The organism is Liberibacter crescens BT-1 (genome assembly GCF_000325745.1).
Lineage (GTDB): Bacteria > Pseudomonadota > Alphaproteobacteria > Rhizobiales > Rhizobiaceae > Liberibacter > Liberibacter crescens.
Genome location: NC_019907.1, coordinates 132,221 through 149,619 on the forward strand (window position 1 = coordinate 132,221; position 17,399 = coordinate 149,619).

Below are 17,399 nucleotides of genomic sequence, written 5' to 3' on the forward strand. Positions count from 1 at the left end.
ATTGATAGAGTTTTTTCTATTGCTATTATGCTATTATTATGGACAGGTGGCCGAGTGGTTGAAGGCGCACGCCTGGAACGCGTGTATACGTGTAAGCGTATCGAGGGTTCAAATCCCTCTCTGTCCGCCAAGGTGTTTTTTATTTTTTAGTGATCTTAAATAAGGTTTGACTAATCCAGTTCATCTTTTCTGCAGAATAATTTCATGTAACGTTTAACTTCTTCAGGAGTTCCTGTGGTTTTTGATAAGTCATCAGATAACTTTACAGCTTTTTTCCCATTAACTTCACTCACTTTACAGACAATAGATAGTGGATTTAAGTCTGCATTATTTTGCGGTACACAGTCAATGAAATCATTCGTAAGATTTGTTCCCCAACCAAAGCTCATTCGTACACGGTCTTTAAAATGTTTATAAGCATTAATTATGGAATCGACATCAAGATTATCGGAAAAAATTAGTAACTTATCACGAGGGTCACATCCCATTTTTTCCCACCATTCAATAATTTTTTCCCCGGCATCTATTGGAGAACCGCTATCATGACGAAAGCCTGTCCAATCAGCAATCCAAGATGGAGCATTTTTAAGAAAATAAGTTGTTCCAAAAGAGTCGGGTAACACAATCAAAAGGTTGCCACCATAAAGACGATTCCAGTCTTGCATTATTTTATAAGGAGAGTTGAGGACTTCTTCATCTGTTTTTGCTAAAGCTGCTGCTACCATTGGTAATTCATGTCCATTAGTCCCAATAGCTTCTAAGTCAGAATCCATTGCAAGCAGTATATTAGAAGTACCATTGAAAGAAATTCCTATGCCTTCTTTCAATGCTTCAACACACCATCTTTGCCACAAGAATGAATGACGGCGGCGTGTACCAAAGTCAGAGATTTTTAATTCTGGAAGTTTTTGTAGTCTTTTTACTTTAGACCAAATTTTGGCTTTTGCTCGAGCATATAATACATCAAGAGTAAATAATCCCATTGATCTAGTAATTGTACGTGAGTAGAGCTCGTTAATGATAGTTAATGCAGGAATTTCCCATAAGCTCGTTTCTTTCCAATAACCACGAAAATTAAGAATATATTGACCATCTTTATGTGAAAGCTCGTATTCAGGAAGCTTAAAATTTGATAACCAGGAAACGAATTCTGGTTCAAAAATTTTCTTACGTCCATAAAAAGTATTGCCGGTTAACCAGATTAGTTCTTTTTTAGAAAATTTTAAAGAACGAACATAATCAAGTTGAGAGCGCAATTCAGATTCATCTATTTTATCTACTAAAGAAATTTCTTTATTGCGGTTTATAAACGAAAATGTAACCTCAATATCGGGATAGTATTTCCATATTAATTGTAGCATCAGTAATTTATAAAAATCTGTATCCAGAAGACTTCTTACTATAGGATCAATCTTCCAAGTATGATTATAAACTCTATTCGCGATATCAGTTTTTGTAATGTACATGAATTTTTAGCTTGCTATAACAACTTTTATAGAAAATTTTTTAAAATAAAGTTCGAGAAATATAGAATACATGGATAATATCCGAATATATATATTATGGGTAAATTATACAATATTTTATTATACCTGCTTAGATAAAGTTATATATCTAATATTAGCCTTGTAATTAAAGGTATTAACTATAACTTTTATAAAGTTAATTAATAGTATAGGTTATATTTAATATCAATAAGCTATTAGGCAGACAGGATTTATTAGGTATTTTCTATTTTTCCGAAAAAAAAGTAATTTTGCAATTGATGAAAATGGGATATTGTCCTGGTATTTTTATACCATCAATACTTTAGATAAAAAGTACTTTTTATTGTAAGTATAACCAATAGTTAGAAAGTATATAATCTATGCAGATTACAGTTAAGCGCTCAAATTTATTAAAATCACTAAATCATATTAGTAGAATTGTTGAAAGAAAGAATAATCTAACAATATTATCGAATGTATTGCTTCAGGCAAGTGGTAATCATCTTAAAATGAAGACAACTGATCTTGAGATTGAAATGACAGATATTATAGTTGCTGATGTTTATGAGTCAGGTTCTGCTACGCTTCCTGTTCAACTTCTTTTTGATATTGTAAGGAAATTACCTGAAGATTCAGAGATTATGCTCTCTAAATTAGTTTCTGATGCTAGTATTGCAATTATATCAGGAAGTTCCAAATTTTCTTTAAAATACCTGCCAGACGAAGAGTTTCCAAGTCTACCAGAAACAAATTTTAATCATTCTTTCAAATTGGAATCATCTTCTTTGAAGATTCTGATTGATCGAACGTATTTCGTTATTCCAATAAGTGAAACAAGAGCTTACCTTAATGGAATTTTTTTTTCATACAGTTAAAAATGAAGAAGTACAAAAGCTGCGAGCAGTAACAACGGATGGTCATCGTTTAGCTGTATCTGGTATTGATGCTCCTTTAGAAGCTCTTGGTATGAAAAGTATTATAGTCCCTCGTAAGGCAGTTAACGAGCTTCAAAAGATCCTATCTTTTTTTGATAATATGGTTTCTGTTGAGATATCTGATGATCAAATTCGTTTTACAATAGATTCTCTTATTTTAAAATCTAAACTAATTGATGCTACTTTTCCTGATTATGAGTCTGTTATACCCGTTACTAATAACAAGAAAATGATCATAGATTGTCAAAATTTCAAAAAATCCGTTGATCGTGTATCAACTATAACGTTTGAAAAAAGCCGGGCTATAAAATTAGCTTTATCTGAAAATAAATTGCTTTTGACAGTTGAGAATAGTGATATTGGTGGTGCTATGGAAGATTTGGAGGTTTTTTATGATCATCAATCATTGGAAATAAGCTTTAATTCTAAGTATTTATTGGAAATAGCAGAAAAACTTACAAGTAAAGAAGTTATTTTTCTATTAGATCAGTCTAGTTCTTCTGCGATTGTTAAGAACAATGATAATAATGATGTATTTTATGTATTAATGCCAATGAGAGTTTAGATTAGATTGTGTTTAACACTTTATTACAAAAAATTCTTATAGGGTCATCATAAAATGAATTGGCATCAAAATAAGCAAATCAATAAAAATTTTTATGAAAATCTTCTTTTTTTAAGGGAAGCCTTTCGAAGGCCCCAAAAAATAGGAGCTGTTATACCAACATCTTCTATTACAGCTCGTAGGATGGTAAGCTTAGTGAACATTAATTCAGACCTGCCAGTCTTAGAGCTAGGTGCAGGAACTGGAGTTGTAACGAGAGCCCTCTTAAAAAGAGGCCTTGCTCCTCATAAAATTGTTTCAATTGAATACGTAAAAGAATTTTATAATTACCTTAAGGTTACTTTCCCTGGAATAAGCTTTGTTCATGGTGATGTCTTTGATTTAGAAAAAACCCTCAGTAAATTCCCTGGTATAAAGTTTGATTCAGTAATTTCTGGTTTACCTTTATTAAATTTTCCTTTAGAGAGTCGGATTAACCTTATTAAGAATCTATTAAATCTTATACCCCCTGGGCGTCCAATAGTTCAGATTTGCTATGGTATAAATCCTCCTGTTAAAGAGGATCCAGAAGAATATATACTTGAACATTACGATTTTATTATACGTAATATACCTCCAGCCCGTATATGGATTTTCAAAAAGATTTTAACGAGTTAATGTATTCAATTTTTTTGTAAGAGTTTCTTGTCTTATTTGAAAAGAAAGACTTGTGATAAAGATGAAGAAAACTAATTTGGATGAAACTTCCTGTCTTATTGTTGGTTTAGATTTGCCAACTGTTTTAGAAGCAGAAAAGATTGTAGCATTACTTGGTGATACTGTAAATTTCTACAAGATAGGGTATCATCTTGTTTTCTCAGGAGGGTTAGAGCTAGCGCGTGATTTAATTTATCAAGGAAAAAATATATTTTTAGATTTGAAATTACTTGATATTGACAATACCGTGGCCGGTAGTGTTGAGAATATAGCAAAAATGGGTATCACAATGCTAACCTTACATGCCTATCCTAGAGTTATGAAAAGTGCAGTTGCAGCTGCACGCGGAAGTGAAATATGTTTGCTTGCTGTTACTGTTTTGACATCAATGGATGATAATGATCTCATAGAAACAGGCTATCGGGATAATCTTCATTCTCTTGTTATTAAGCGTGCAGTTCAGGCTTATGAGTTCGGAATGGGAGGGGTAGTATGTTCAGCTAGGGAAGCAGCAGTAGTTCGTTCTAAAATTGGTAAAGAAATGTCTATCGTTACTCCTGGAATACGTATTGCAGGAACTAATACTGATGATCAAAAGCGATCAATGAGTCCAAAAGCTGCTTTAGAGGCTGGGGCTAGTCATATAGTAATAGCTCGTCCTATTGTAAGAAGTGCAGATCCTTTACTAGAGACTAAAATGTTTCTTGAAGAAATTAAATCTTTTGCATCTCAGGCCATCTAATGCTTTTTTAAATAACATTAGATGGCAATATCATGAGTAAAAAACGTGATCGTGTTATAATCACGTTTATAATAATTCATCTGGATCTTTTTTAGGAAGATAGATAATACATATTATTAAAGAGATAATAACTATTAATATAGGATACCATAGTCCTGAGTATATATTTCCAGTAGCTGTACTTATAGCAAGAGTGGTTGCAGGTAACATACCTCCAAACCACCCATTTCCAATATGATAAGGTAGTGATATGCTGCTATAACGAATTTTTGTAGGAAATAGTTCAACCAAGAGAGCTGCTGAGGGAGAATAAATCATTGCGCCATATATTGCTATAGTTGTAATAACAAGAATCGCCATAAAATAACTTATATGATTTGGGTCAGAGTAAACTTGAAATTCTCCGCCATTTGATATAAAATAATATGTTTCTGTTGAAGGAGATGAACTGTTTTTCTCTTTATATGCAGTTGATGTTCTCTTTTGCGTTTTAGAGTGAGCTCGAACTTCTTCAGGGGTAGTGTTAAGCTCAGGATTTCTAGCAAGAAAAGCATTAAGTTCATGATTTGCTACAAATATACCTGCTCTTTTTAAAGGATAACCTGCGCCAACTAATGCCATGCTTATTTGTTTTTTGAAAATCTCTGAGCTAATTTTTGAATTATCTGTATCTTTATTTTGAGAATAACTTGAAATCGTTGTGGAGTTAACTGTTACAGTTGTCGGCTCTCCTTTGATTCCTTTTATAATTTTAAATGGTACCGATTGGTTTGTTAGATAGGCGGCTGCTACATCACAAGGTGTAGTAAATTTTGATGTACCAATTGGATTAAATTGAAAATTACACTCCGCAGGATCTGAATAAATCACTACATTAATAGACTCAGTAGCTTTAGCAAGAGCTGGATTAATAGATTTGACTAAAATATGAAAAAGTGGAAAAAAAGTAAAAATTACCAGGACATAACCTGAACAAATAATATATTTTCTGCCTACTTTATCGGAAAGCCAACCAAAAAATATCATAAAAAAAGCGGTTAAAACAAGAGAGATGGCCATTATAAAATTTGCTGTTTTTGTTTCAAGGTGTAAGACGCTTTGAATGAAAAAAAGCATGTATACTCGACCAGATACGCTTACAACTCCTTGTCCTGCTGTAAGTCCAAACAATGCAATGAGAACAAGTTTTAGATTTTTCCATTGTCCAAATGCTTCTGATATAGGAGCCTTAGAAAGTTTCCCTTGTGACTTAATTCTCTGGAAAGCAGGCGATTCATTCATATAAATTCTGATATATAGGGATATACCAAGAAATATAAAAGATCCTAAAAAAGGAATCCGCCATCCCCAAGAGGCAAAAGATTCAGTATCAAGTACTGATTCAACTATGAAAATTACAAGTAAAGATAGTAATAAACCACAAGCTCCAGTCATTTGAATCCATGAAGTAAAGTAACCACGTTTACCTTTAGGAGCATGTTCTGCTACATATGTTGTGGCACCGCCATATTCACCGCCTATTGCAAGGCCTTGAAATAGGCGAAGGATAATTAAAATTACAGGAGCATAAAAACCAATAGTATTAGATCCTGGCAAAATACCTACAAGAAAAGTTGATATGCCCATTATGAAAATGGTGTATATGAAGATTTTTTTTCTTCCCAAAACATCACCAAATCTTCCAAAAAAAATTGCACCAAGAGGACGTACGATAAAACCAGCAGCAAATGTTAATAAAGCAAAAATGTCTTGTGTTGTTTTGGGATAATTAGAAAAAAAAGTTACACCGATATAGCTAGAAAGAGAAGCATAAAGGTAAAAATCATACCATTCAAAAACTGTTCCTAATGATGAAATAGCAATAATGCGCTTTTCTTCTTTGCTCATACCGCGTGGAACATCATTTATAGCTAAATTTTCTTCCATTAAACTCTCCTGTTTCTTTGTGCATAAAGCGTATACTAAACAAAACTTTTTTTGTCATTAAAATTTTAAATAGCCTTTAATAAGATCAGTATAGTAATTTTATTGGTCTTTAAAATAACTGCTATTACAGTTAAAAAATATTTATATAATTTATGCATAATATATATTAAAAGTTAAGTATATGGGGTTATACATTAATTATAGAAATAAAATGCTTTTTCCTCTTGTATGTTGGATAAAGAAAAGTTATTTATATAGTAAGTATTAAGGTGCTGTTTAACAGCTGTTTTTTTTGTTTATGAATGTTTAAGTAAAGCTCTGTAGGCTTATTTGACTTGAAGAGGATGAGAATGGATAATTTTCGTAATTACCAAAATCAAATGACAAACTCAGGCGCTAAGGTTGGCGTTGTAATTGATGAGGGTTTGCGCGCGTATATGTTGAAGGTTTATAACCTTATGGCATTTGGGCTTGCTGTAACTGGTGTTGTTTCGTTTTTGACTAATTTGATTGCAACAACAAGAGACCCGTCACTTGCATCTGCTACACTTAGAGGTGGGGTTATGCTAACTGATGTAGGTGTGGCATTGTATACATCTCCTTTGCATTGGCTGGTAATGCTTGCTCCAGTTTTCTTTGTATTTTTTATTAATATAAGGATTAATTATCTTAGCGCATACGCGGCTAAGGTTATTTTCGCTATTTATGCAGGGCTAATGGGTTTGTCGATGTCTTCAATATTTCTTGTTTACACAGGACAGAGTATTGTTCAGACATTTTTTGTAACTTCTGCAGCATTTGCTTCACTTTCTTTGTTTGGTTATACAACAAAGAAGGACCTTACAGCCGTTGGATCTTTTATGATTATGGGTTTGTTCGGTATTTTTATAGCTTCTTTGGTAAACATTTTCTTGAGAGCTCCTGCTTTACAATTTGCAATATCAGCTATTGGTTTAATTATTTTTGCTGGTTTAACTGCATATGATACACAAAAAGTAAAAGAGATGTATTTCGGGAATGATAGAGATGATGTTATAGATCGAAAGGCTGTAATCGGTGCTCTGACTCTTTATCTTGATTTTATAAATTTATTTATTTTTCTTCTTCAGTTTTTAGGGAATAGAAGGGATTAATAAAAAGTTAAATAAATTAAAATAATATCTTATAAACTTTTTAAATTATAAAGAGGTAATCTATTTGTTAGATTACCTCTTTTATTTATTAATGATGTATAATATTTTTTTGTATATATCTTATTTTAAAAGATTGAATATCCTTCTTCTTATAAGAAGAATAAACATAAATTTTAAAAAATTTAAGGTTTATGAGAAAAAATCTTTGTATATTAAACTAAAATTTTTAATAAAACTGAAGTGATATTAATAAATAATGAAGAAGTTTTATTTAAAGAAGTTTTGAAGATCATAAAGGACGATTGAGTAAAGTATAAAGGGTGTGTTTGTTTCCTAATTTTAAGAGGATTAAACAAGTGTTCGTTAGGGAGAAGAGCGTCAGGTATTTTTTCGCGTCTTTGTTTGTATTTGTTTTATCTAGCTGTCAATTTAATGAGTTTTTTTATCAAGATAAAAGCTCTGAGTCTGTCGTAGGCCCTTCTTCACATCCTCAAATTGTAGAAAAATTGAGAGATAAAAATTCTAGAATAAGATTAGATATAGAACAACACTTTAGGATTGTTTCAGGCTATGGAGGTGAATATCACAATAAGAAAGTTGAACTTCTTTTGGCACGAATTGTTGGTGCACTGACAAGAGTTTCTGGTAGCTCTAAGCATTTGTATCGTGTTATTATTCTTAATTCTTCTTCTGTGAATGCCTTTGCGCTTCCTGGAGGTAACTTATATGTGACTAGAGGGCTGCTTGCTCTTTGTAATGATGCATCAGAAGTTGCTGCGGTTTTGGCCCATGAAATGGCACATATAATTCTTAATCATGGTGTTGAGCGTCAACAAGAACAACAAAAAAGCTTTAATCAATTGGCTATGTCAGATATGGTTCCTTCTGATATAACTGAAAAACAAATGTTTGCTCAAAAAAAACTCCAATTAGCGGCTTTTTCCCGCAATCAAGAATTACAAGCTGATGCAACTAGTGTACGTATGCTTAGTAAGGCTGGTTATGATCCGTATGCTGCAGTTCGGTTTCTTAGCTTGATGTCTGAATATAATAAGTTTGCTTTAATTTATGCTGATTCGAAGCAAAATTTTAATTTTCTTGCGAATCATCCGAGTACTCCTCAGCGTATTCAGTTAATTCGTCTTGCTGCTGCTAATTTTAGTGTGGATGAAAACGTTGGCGAGCGAGGTCGTGATTATTATTTGTTAGGGATAGATGGGTTATTGTACAGTGATGTACCTGAAAATGGTTTTTTACTTGGCCAGACTTTTTTTAATAAAACTTTAGGAATTAGTTTTGATATACCTTTTGGGTTTCAAGGGGGTACTAAATCTGAAGTATTGCTTGCTGTTTCTCATGATGGCGTTACAATTCGCTTCGATACAATAGACAATTTCAACAATATGTCTCTCATTAATTATATAAAAAGTGGCTGGGTTAAGGGAATAAATTTAGAAACTATTAAGTCAGTAAAGATTAATGATCTTGATGCTATAACATCGAAAGCTTTTGTTGATCGTTGGAGTTTTGATGTTACTATCATAAGTTATCAAAGATATATATTACGATTGATTACTGCGGTGCCAAAAGATAGTAATGCATTGGAAGCAACAACAGAAGTATTGAGGAATAGCTTCCACCGTATGTCTTCAAATGAAATTAATAAACTTAAGCCTCTCTATGTTCGTATTCTACAAGTGCAACCTAATGATAGTATTGAAAAATTAGCAAAAAAAATTCAAGGCACAGATCGTAGTATAGAGTTTTTCAAAATAATAAATGAGATTAAAGATAATGCAGTATTTAGATCTAAAGGCTTGATAAAAGTTATTTCTGAATAGAGTACAAAAGTACTTCTTACAAGATAGAAAATTTTCTATAGTAGATTCTCTTCTATTATTTTTATTAATATGTTTTTCAATATGAGGTTCGTGAATAAAGATTTATGTAATTATTTTCTAAGTGTTCTTTTTGTCTAAAAAGTAGGAATCTATTATAAATATTTTCTTTAAGTATAAGCCTTGGTTCCCTATGCGAACTGTCGAGATTAGATTATAAAAATATGAATATATCAATTCAAAGATCAATGAGTAAAAATAAAATTTTTTCTTTTTTGATAGATGAATTTTGAATATTAAGTTTCATAAACGCTTATCTGAAAAGATGAATTTCAGGAAACGCTATGAAATTTTCAATAAATTAATTATAAGATAATATCTTGAAGTTTGTAAAATCATTTCTATAAAATGATTTAGGTTTTTATTTGCAAGAAGAAGCGTTTATAAACCTAGTATATAATATATATCACCTATCTAAAATGAAGGGTCTATAAATGTCTAAATCATTGGACAGTTTTAATTGTTGTTCTACACTGACAGTAAAAGGTGTTGACTATACCTATTACAGTCTAATGAAGGCTGAGGCTAATGGTTTGAACGGTATTTCTAGACTTCCATGTTCAATGAAAATTTTACTTGAAAATCTTTTAAGATGGGAAGATGGACGGTCTGTGACTAAAAAACAAATTTATGAAGTTGCACAATGGTTGGTTAACAAAGGTTCTATAGAAAGTGAAATTTCCTATCATCCAGCACGTGTACTTATGCAGGATTTTACCGGTGTGCCTGCTGTGGTTGACTTGGCAGCTATGCGTGATGCGATGGTTAATCTTGGAGAAGATCCTCAGAAAATAAATCCATTGGTACCAGTTGATCTTGTGATAGATCATTCTGTTATCGTTGATTATTTTGGAAATTTAGATGCATTTTCGCGTAATCGTGAATTAGAATATCAACGGAACAAAGAACGATATCTCTTTCTGAAATGGGGGCAGAACGCTTTTAAAAACTTTCGTGTTGTTCCACCTGGAACAGGTATTTGCCATCAAGTAAATCTTGAGTATATTGGTCAAACTGTATGGACGAAAGATGAAAATGGAAAAACCTTAGCTTATCCTGATACTTGTGTCGGAACGGATAGTCATACTACGATGATTAACGGTTTAGGGGTTCTTGGTTGGGGAGTAGGTGGTATTGAGGCAGAAGCTTCAATGCTTGGGCAGCCGATATCAATGCTTCTTCCTGAAGTTATTGGTTTTAAGATAAAAGGCAAGCTTAATGAAGGTGTTACAGCAACAGATCTTGTATTGACAGTTGTTCAGATGTTGCGTCAAAAAGGAGTTGTATCAAAGTTTGTTGAATTTTTTGGTCCAGGTCTTGAAAATATGACTCTCGCTGATCGAGCTACTATTGGAAACATGGCTCCAGAATATGGTGCTACATGTGGATTTTTTCCTGTTGATAGGGAGACTATAAATTACCTCAAAATGTCAGGTCGTAATGAAGATCGTATTGATCTTGTAGAAGCCTATAATAAAGCTCAAGGTATGTGGTGTGAAGATATAGCTTATGAGGATATTGTATTCACAGATAAAATGGAACTTGATCTTGGGGAAGTTGTTCCATCTATGGCAGGACCGAAACGTCCAGAAACGCGTGTTTCTCTGCAAGAGATTTCCTCTAACTTTATTTCTGCAATAGATAAAACCTATAATAAGGCTGATCAGTTAGATTGTCGATATCCTGTAGAAAATCATGATTTTAGTCTTGGTCATGGTGATGTAGTCATTGCAGCTATAACGTCTTGTACGAATACGTCCAATCCATCTGTAATGATAGCAGCAGGACTTTTAGCACGTAATGCTGTTTCTAAAGGCTTAAAGTCTAAGCCTTGGGTTAAAACTTCACTTGCGCCAGGTTCACAGGTTGTTGCTGAATATCTTATTCAGTCGGGTCTTAGTAAATACCTTGATATACTCGGTTTTAACCTTGTTGGTTTTGGATGTACAACATGTATAGGAAATTCTGGTCCATTGGAGCCAGAAATTTCTAAAAAGATAAATGAAAAATGTTTGATTACGGTCGGCGTTTTATCAGGAAATCGGAATTTTGAAGGACGTATTTCTCCTGATGTTGATGCAAACTATTTAGCATCGCCTCCTTTGGTTATAGCTTATGCTCTTTCTGGGAGTATAAGAAAAGATCTCATTAAAGAACCTATCGGTGAAGATAATACTGGCATGCCCGTTTATCTCAGAGACATTTGGCCTACATCACATGAAATCCATGATTTCATCATGAAGTATGTCACACGTGATTTATACAAAATGAAGTATGCAGATGTATTTAATGGTGATATTAATTGGCGTAATATTAGTATTCCAGAGAGTCAAACATATTCTTGGGATAAAACTTCTACTTATGTGCAAAATCCTCCTTATTTTTTAGAGATGGGAAAATCCAATTTTGAAATCTCAAATATTCGGGAAGCACGAATTCTTTGTTTATTAGGAGATAAAATTACTACTGATCATATCTCGCCTGCAGGTTCAATAAAGGTAGATTCACCAGCAGGTTCCTATCTTTTAAAGAACGAAGTCAAGATTGCTGACTTTAATCAATATGGTACACGGCGTGGTAATCACGAGGTTATGATGCGAGGTACTTTCGCTAATACCCGTATTCGAAATTATATGCTTGGTCAAGGAGGGAAGCAAGGTGGTTATACAATTCATTATCCATCTGGAAAGGAAATGTCTATTTATGATGCCGCAATGCGGTATAAAGAAGAAAAAGTTCCTTTGATAGTATTTGCAGGTGCTGAATATGGTAATGGTTCATCTCGTGATTGGGCAGCAAAAGGGCCTTGTCTTTTAGGAGTTCGCGCTGTAATTGCAAAGTCTTTTGAGCGGATTCATCGTTCGAATTTAGTGGGTATGGGAATTATACCATTTACCTTTGAAGATGGAACTTCATGGGAAACTTTGAATATAAAAGGTGATGAGCTTATTACTATCGAAGATTTACAAGATGTTCATCCTCGTGATAAGAAAATTGCAAAAATTTATTATTCTGATGGCGCAATAAAAAATATTACAATTCTTTGTAGAATTGATACGATAGATGAGCTTACCTATGTGAAATCCGGAGGTATTCTACAAGCAGTATTAAGAGATATTTCTTCTCGAGACAACTAAGTTTTTATGATGCTTATCAAAGTATTTAAGGGGTTATTTGATCCCCTATTTGAGCATTGTCATTGGAAAGAGATTTTTTAAAAAATTCTGCATAAGCGAGATTGTGTTTTAAAATGTAAAGTTAGTAGAAGCTTTCTATCCCTTGTAGGGTGGTATATCTTTCCCAAAGATTACAATTTTTTCTAGATATTAACTTTATCTCAATGAAGTTGTTCATATCTTTTTTGTCTGATTTTAATATATTTTTTATAGTAATGAGTCGTTTTTTCATGAAGTAAAAATTTGACTTATAGTAAAAATATTTTTGCAAGAGCTGTATTGGATTGCGAAATATAATCGGATGGGCTTGAATCATTGGATTGGAGTTGAAAAACCATATTCTTATATATGAAGTATATAGCTGTTATATTTTTTACGATGTCTTTTTCTGCTCTGGCGGAGGATATTAAAGTAATACACTTGATTGCAAGTTCCTCCGCATATGATGAAGGCTCTATCAAGGATATTATTGATGTTTTAAAAGAGAAAGGGTATAGCGCAAACACAAAATACCTTAATCAACAAGTGTCTGATTTTGGTTACGTCAATCTCGACAGGGAGAGAGGTAAGAATTTGGTGAAAGCATTAACAGACGATCAAGTTAAATATCTATGGTTTGTGCAAGGAGGCTCTGGAGCGCTCAATCTTTTTCCCTATCTTTCTGATAATTTAGAAAAAATAAAAAAAAGTAAGAAAAAAATAATCATTGGTTTCAGTGATGTAACAGCTATTCATTACTTTTTAAACAAAAACGTGGGGTGGAAAAGTATACACGGTATACTTGCTGCTTTTAATGCAGATATTTATAAGAAGAAAGAGGAGGATGGAAAAGAACAGTTAAGCATGAATAATGGATTTGATCAGGTCTTTGATATTATTAAAAAAGGTGTTTCATATAATGGGCTTATTCCTTTAAATTCTTATGCTAAATCTGGAGTTTCAGGTTCATTGGGAGGAGGGAATCTAACATTGATTCAATCTTTATTCTCTACAAGTTATGAGAAGTATTTTCCTAATGAGATATTGTTAATGGAGGATACAGGTTCTACGTATCGTCAACTTGATCGTACATTGCATCAAATAACTTATAAAAAAGATTTTAAGCCTAAAGCAATTGTTTTTGGACAGTTTTATACTTTGTCAGCCAGTGATGAAAAAAGACTGATGTTTAAAACTGTAATTAAAGATTTTGCTAGCAGATCAACAATACCTATTTATTATTATCCATACTTTGGTCATGGAAAAACGAATAATCCATTTATATTAGAGCAAAAAACGAGTATTAAATGCGAGAAAGATGAAGATTATTGTCAGTTAATTCAAGCAGGAATGTAAAAAAGAAAGAGATTTAATAGCTCGCTTATGCTTGTTAACATATAGAAGTTGGTTTGGGCAGTTGTTTAAGCTTATAAATTGATAAGGCGGGTTCTTGCTCTTATTATGAGTATGATATGGCTTTCCCTTATTGAGGTAAAAGAATTTTCGAGCAATACGATCATTATAGAGTTGTGCGTTTATTAAATCATAATTACTAAAATCAGAAGCACTGTAGAACAGTACTCTTATCTTGAATTATGCAGCATTTCCTGGATACTGGATATATGTTTATCAATGTGTCTTAGAATTTTACTACAAGGTGTGTTAGAAAAAGGCAGTTCTCAGAGGTATCAGCATCCATACAGCAGGATAGAACAAATACGAAAAGATGTCCTACTTGGCTACATATCTTTAATATTATTAAATGAACAGCATATTTTATGAGATATTAGAATCAAACAAGTAAAGGGATGATTTGACAATGGTTGCTTAATGGTCAGGCAATTTTATTTTCTTTTAGCTTGATAATTAGGTATCTATAATCTTTATGTTGAAGGATCTTAAAATTTTTTAACCCATACAGTTAAAAACATCTTTTACATTCTCTTCCTTATATTAGGTTCAGATTTTTTTATTGTGTAATAGAAATTAAATTAATAGATAGAAAAATCTTTACAAGAACAAGTTTTCTAAAAAATTTCTCTGAAAGATATCAAAGATATGTATTCTTTATGGATACTAAAATAATAATGTGCTGGATTAGATAAAATGAGCAAAAAAACACGTCAGCTTGATATTATTCGTCCTTTCATTAAATACGAACATCATCCAGGAACAAGTCTACGTATTATTGTATTGGGTCTTATCCTTATTTTTTTTACTACTGCGTTTGTGATTTTTAAAGATTCTCTTGGTAACGGAATTGTTCTCGGAGTGCTTGGAATTTTTGCGATGATTGGCGTTTTTTTCCTTATCTTGTCTGTAATCGGTTTAATTGAAATTATACCTCAATCGCATATTGATTCTTTAGCAACGGCTTTCATCAATAGCCAACCTGAAGGAATATTGATTACAGATGAACGTGGGCAAGTCATTTATGCTAATACTGCGTATAAACGACTCACTGATAGCCTTTGGAATAAAAAAATTAAATCATTGCAAACCCTTCTGTTTTCTAATCCTGAGGCGAGTGAGGTATTGTATCGTCTTATTAATAATTTACGCGAAGGGAAAGAAGGAGGAGAGGAACTTCGTTTGATGAAGCCTCTAGGAGGCAATATACAAAGTTCTGGATCTCATTGGTATCGCTTAAAGGCTCGTATTCTCCCGTTTTCTTTTTACAAGAACAAACTTTTATATGTTTGGCAACTTACTGATATTACTACTGAGCGTGAAGACCAAGAACTTTTTTTTAAAGAATTACAAAACGCGATAAATTATCTTGATCATGCTCCCGTTGGATTTATATCAGCAAGCCATAAGGATGAAATTGTTTATATTAATGCCACTCTTGCAGAATGGCTTGGTATTGACCTTGCTCAATTCAAGCCTGGATCTCTAACTATTGGTGACATTGCCGCTGGAGAAGGACTTTCTCTTATCCAATCTGTTCAAGCCGAGCCAGGATCACAGAAAACTGTAACTTTAGATCTAGATTTTCGTCGTATAGATGGACATGTTTTTCCTGTAAGAATTGTACATAGAGTTGCTTCAAAATTTGATGATGCCCCTGGAGAAAGCCGTACGATAGTCATTGCTCGACAAAATTGTGATGAAGCGGATTCTGACGGGGCTATAGCAACTATGCGCTTTAACCGTTTCTTTAATAATACTCCTATGGCCATAGCATCTATAGATAGTAATGGTCATATTTTGCGTACTAATGGTTCATTTCTTAAATTATTTTCAGGAATCATCATAGCTGATAATACTAATATCCAGAGTATATTTTCTATAATTCATGATAATGAAAAACAAAAAATGATCACTGCATTGAAAAAAGCTAAAGAGAAGAAAAGCGACATAGCTCCTGTTGATTCTCTGCATCCAAAGGATGAAAATCGTCATTTTCGATTTTATGTAAATGCAGTTCTTGATCAAAACACTGAAGCTCGTGAAGAAGAAGCTATAATTTATGCTGTTGAGATAACAGAACAAAAGGCTTTAGAAACACGTATGGCTCAAACTCAAAAGCTAAATGCTGTAGGAACATTGGCTGGAGGAATGGCGCATGATTTTAATAATGTATTAACCGCTATTCTACTTTCTGCTGATCATTTACTGTTACAAGCACGTTCTTCAGATGCCAGTTTTTCTGATCTTATGGAAATTAAGCATAATGCTAATCGTGCTGCAGTGCTAGTGCGTAAATTGCTTGCTTTCTCTAGAAAACAAACGATGCGTCCAACAGTACTCAATCTTACAGAGGTAATTACAAATCTACGAATAATGATTGAAAAACTCATTTCTGGGCCACCACATGTGAAATTATATATAGACTATGAACGTGATCTTTGGGATGTTAAAACTGATTTATTCCAATTTGAACAGGTATTGGTTAATCTATGCGTTAATGCCTATCATGCTATGCCTAAAGGAGGCATTCTAACTTTAAGAACTCGTAATGTGGATGCAAAAAAGATAGGTTCATTTAATTGTTCAGACCTTCCTAAAGAAGATATGGTGCTTATAGAAGTAGAAGATACAGGCACAGGGATTCCTTCGGATATTCTAGATAAGATATTTGAGCCATTTTTTACTACTAAAGAAGTGGGGAAAGGAACTGGATTGGGTCTTTCTATGGTTTATGGTGTTGTGCATCAATCTGGTGGATATATATTCCCAATATCTGAAGTAGGCCAAGGAACTATATTCCGTATATTTTTGCCACGTTATTATGAACAAGAATCACTGATGTCATTGGTTTCCAATCAAAATCAAAAAACTATTTCGAATGAACTTTCATCCAATGTAAATCTACAAGATGAACCCACTGATCTCACTGGGAAGTCTGCTATAGTATTGCTTGTAGAAGATGAAAGTGCTGTACGACGTGGAGGAAAACGCATGTTAGAAGCACGCGGCTACACTGTCCATGAGGCTTGTTCTGGCATAGAAGCATTAGAAGTTATGGATAAATTACAAGGTCATGTTGATGTAGTGGTTTCTGATGTTGTTATGCCTGAAATGGATGGTCCAACTTTGCTAAGGGAATTGCGTAAAAAATATCCTAATCTAAAATTTATTTTTGTTTCAGGATATGCTGAGGATGCATTTGCTCGCAATTTAACTACAGATGCGAAGTTCAGTTTTTTATCTAAACCTTTTTCACTTAAACAATTAGCCACGGCAGTTAATGATGCTCTATTATCAGATATAAACATCTCTTCTTAGGAATTGGTGACTTTCGTTCAGTCGCAATCAATATATACGCGTGCGAATTTTATGTTTTAAACTGATACAGAGTATTGATACTTTTATATTAGAATGTATACCTACACTTTTTTATTTTTAATCTAAAAAGA

9 protein-coding genes, 1 tRNA gene and 1 pseudogene are annotated in these 17,399 nt (G+C 33.0%); 9 read left to right on the forward strand and 2 right to left on the reverse strand.

Annotated elements, in window-relative coordinates; genetic code table 11:
* Window positions 1-40 precede the first annotated feature (40 nt).
* Window positions 41-130 (forward strand) — tRNA-Ser (locus tag B488_RS00560).
* Between the two features lie 40 nt (window positions 131-170).
* Here B488_RS00560 and pncB read toward each other — a convergent pair.
* The gene (gene pncB, locus B488_RS00565) at window positions 171-1,460 is read right to left on the reverse strand and encodes a nicotinate phosphoribosyltransferase (RefSeq protein ID WP_041770879.1); all 1,290 of its coding nucleotides are present in this window, start codon (window positions 1,458-1,460) and stop codon (window positions 171-173) included.
* Window positions 1,461-1,867: 407 nt separating this feature from the next.
* Between pncB and dnaN the strand changes: the two are divergent.
* The 3 genes and pseudogenes from dnaN (at window position 1,868) to pyrF (ending at window position 4,425) form a co-directional block, all read left to right on the forward strand.
* Window positions 1,868-2,987 (forward strand): annotated as a pseudogene (gene dnaN / locus B488_RS07470) (DNA polymerase III subunit beta).
* Window positions 2,988-3,041: 54 nt separating this feature from the next.
* The gene (pmtA, locus tag B488_RS00575; protein ID WP_015272535.1) at window positions 3,042-3,644 is read left to right on the forward strand and encodes a phospholipid N-methyltransferase PmtA; all 603 of its coding nucleotides are present in this window, start codon (window positions 3,042-3,044) and stop codon (window positions 3,642-3,644) included.
* A 61-nt stretch (window positions 3,645-3,705) separates the two neighbouring features.
* Window positions 3,706-4,425, forward strand: a complete 720-nt coding sequence (gene pyrF, locus B488_RS00580) for an orotidine-5'-phosphate decarboxylase (RefSeq protein WP_015272536.1) — start codon at window positions 3,706-3,708, stop codon at window positions 4,423-4,425.
* 66 nt (window positions 4,426-4,491) lie between these two features.
* Here the strand turns inward: pyrF and B488_RS00585 are convergent, their stop codons facing one another.
* Window positions 4,492-6,351, reverse strand: a complete 1,860-nt coding sequence (locus B488_RS00585; protein WP_015272537.1) for an MFS transporter — start codon at window positions 6,349-6,351, stop codon at window positions 4,492-4,494.
* A 350-nt stretch (window positions 6,352-6,701) separates the two neighbouring features.
* Here B488_RS00585 and B488_RS00590 point away from each other — a divergent pair, with 350 nt between their 5' ends.
* The 5 genes from B488_RS00590 (at window position 6,702) to cckA (ending at window position 17,268) form a co-directional block, all read left to right on the forward strand.
* A complete protein-coding gene (locus B488_RS00590) occupies window positions 6,702-7,484 on the forward strand; it encodes a Bax inhibitor-1/YccA family protein (RefSeq protein WP_015272538.1) in 783 nt (260 codons plus the stop codon).
* A 398-nt stretch (window positions 7,485-7,882) separates the two neighbouring features.
* Complete coding sequence (locus B488_RS00595) at window positions 7,883-9,325, forward strand: M48 family metalloprotease (RefSeq protein WP_015272539.1); 1,443 nt, start codon at window positions 7,883-7,885, stop codon at window positions 9,323-9,325.
* 491 nt (window positions 9,326-9,816) lie between these two features.
* On the forward strand, window positions 9,817-12,519 hold the full coding sequence (gene acnA / locus B488_RS00600) for an aconitate hydratase AcnA (protein ID WP_015272540.1): 2,703 nt from the start codon (window positions 9,817-9,819) through the stop codon (window positions 12,517-12,519).
* Window positions 12,520-12,936: 417 nt separating this feature from the next.
* Window positions 12,937-13,893, forward strand: a complete 957-nt coding sequence (locus tag B488_RS00605; RefSeq protein WP_210160716.1) for an LD-carboxypeptidase — start codon at window positions 12,937-12,939, stop codon at window positions 13,891-13,893.
* Window positions 13,894-14,643: 750 nt separating this feature from the next.
* Entirely contained in the window at window positions 14,644-17,268 is a 2,625-nt protein-coding gene (gene cckA, locus B488_RS00610; RefSeq protein ID WP_015272542.1) for a cell cycle histidine kinase CckA, read from the forward strand.
* Window positions 17,269-17,399: the final 131 nt, after the last annotated feature.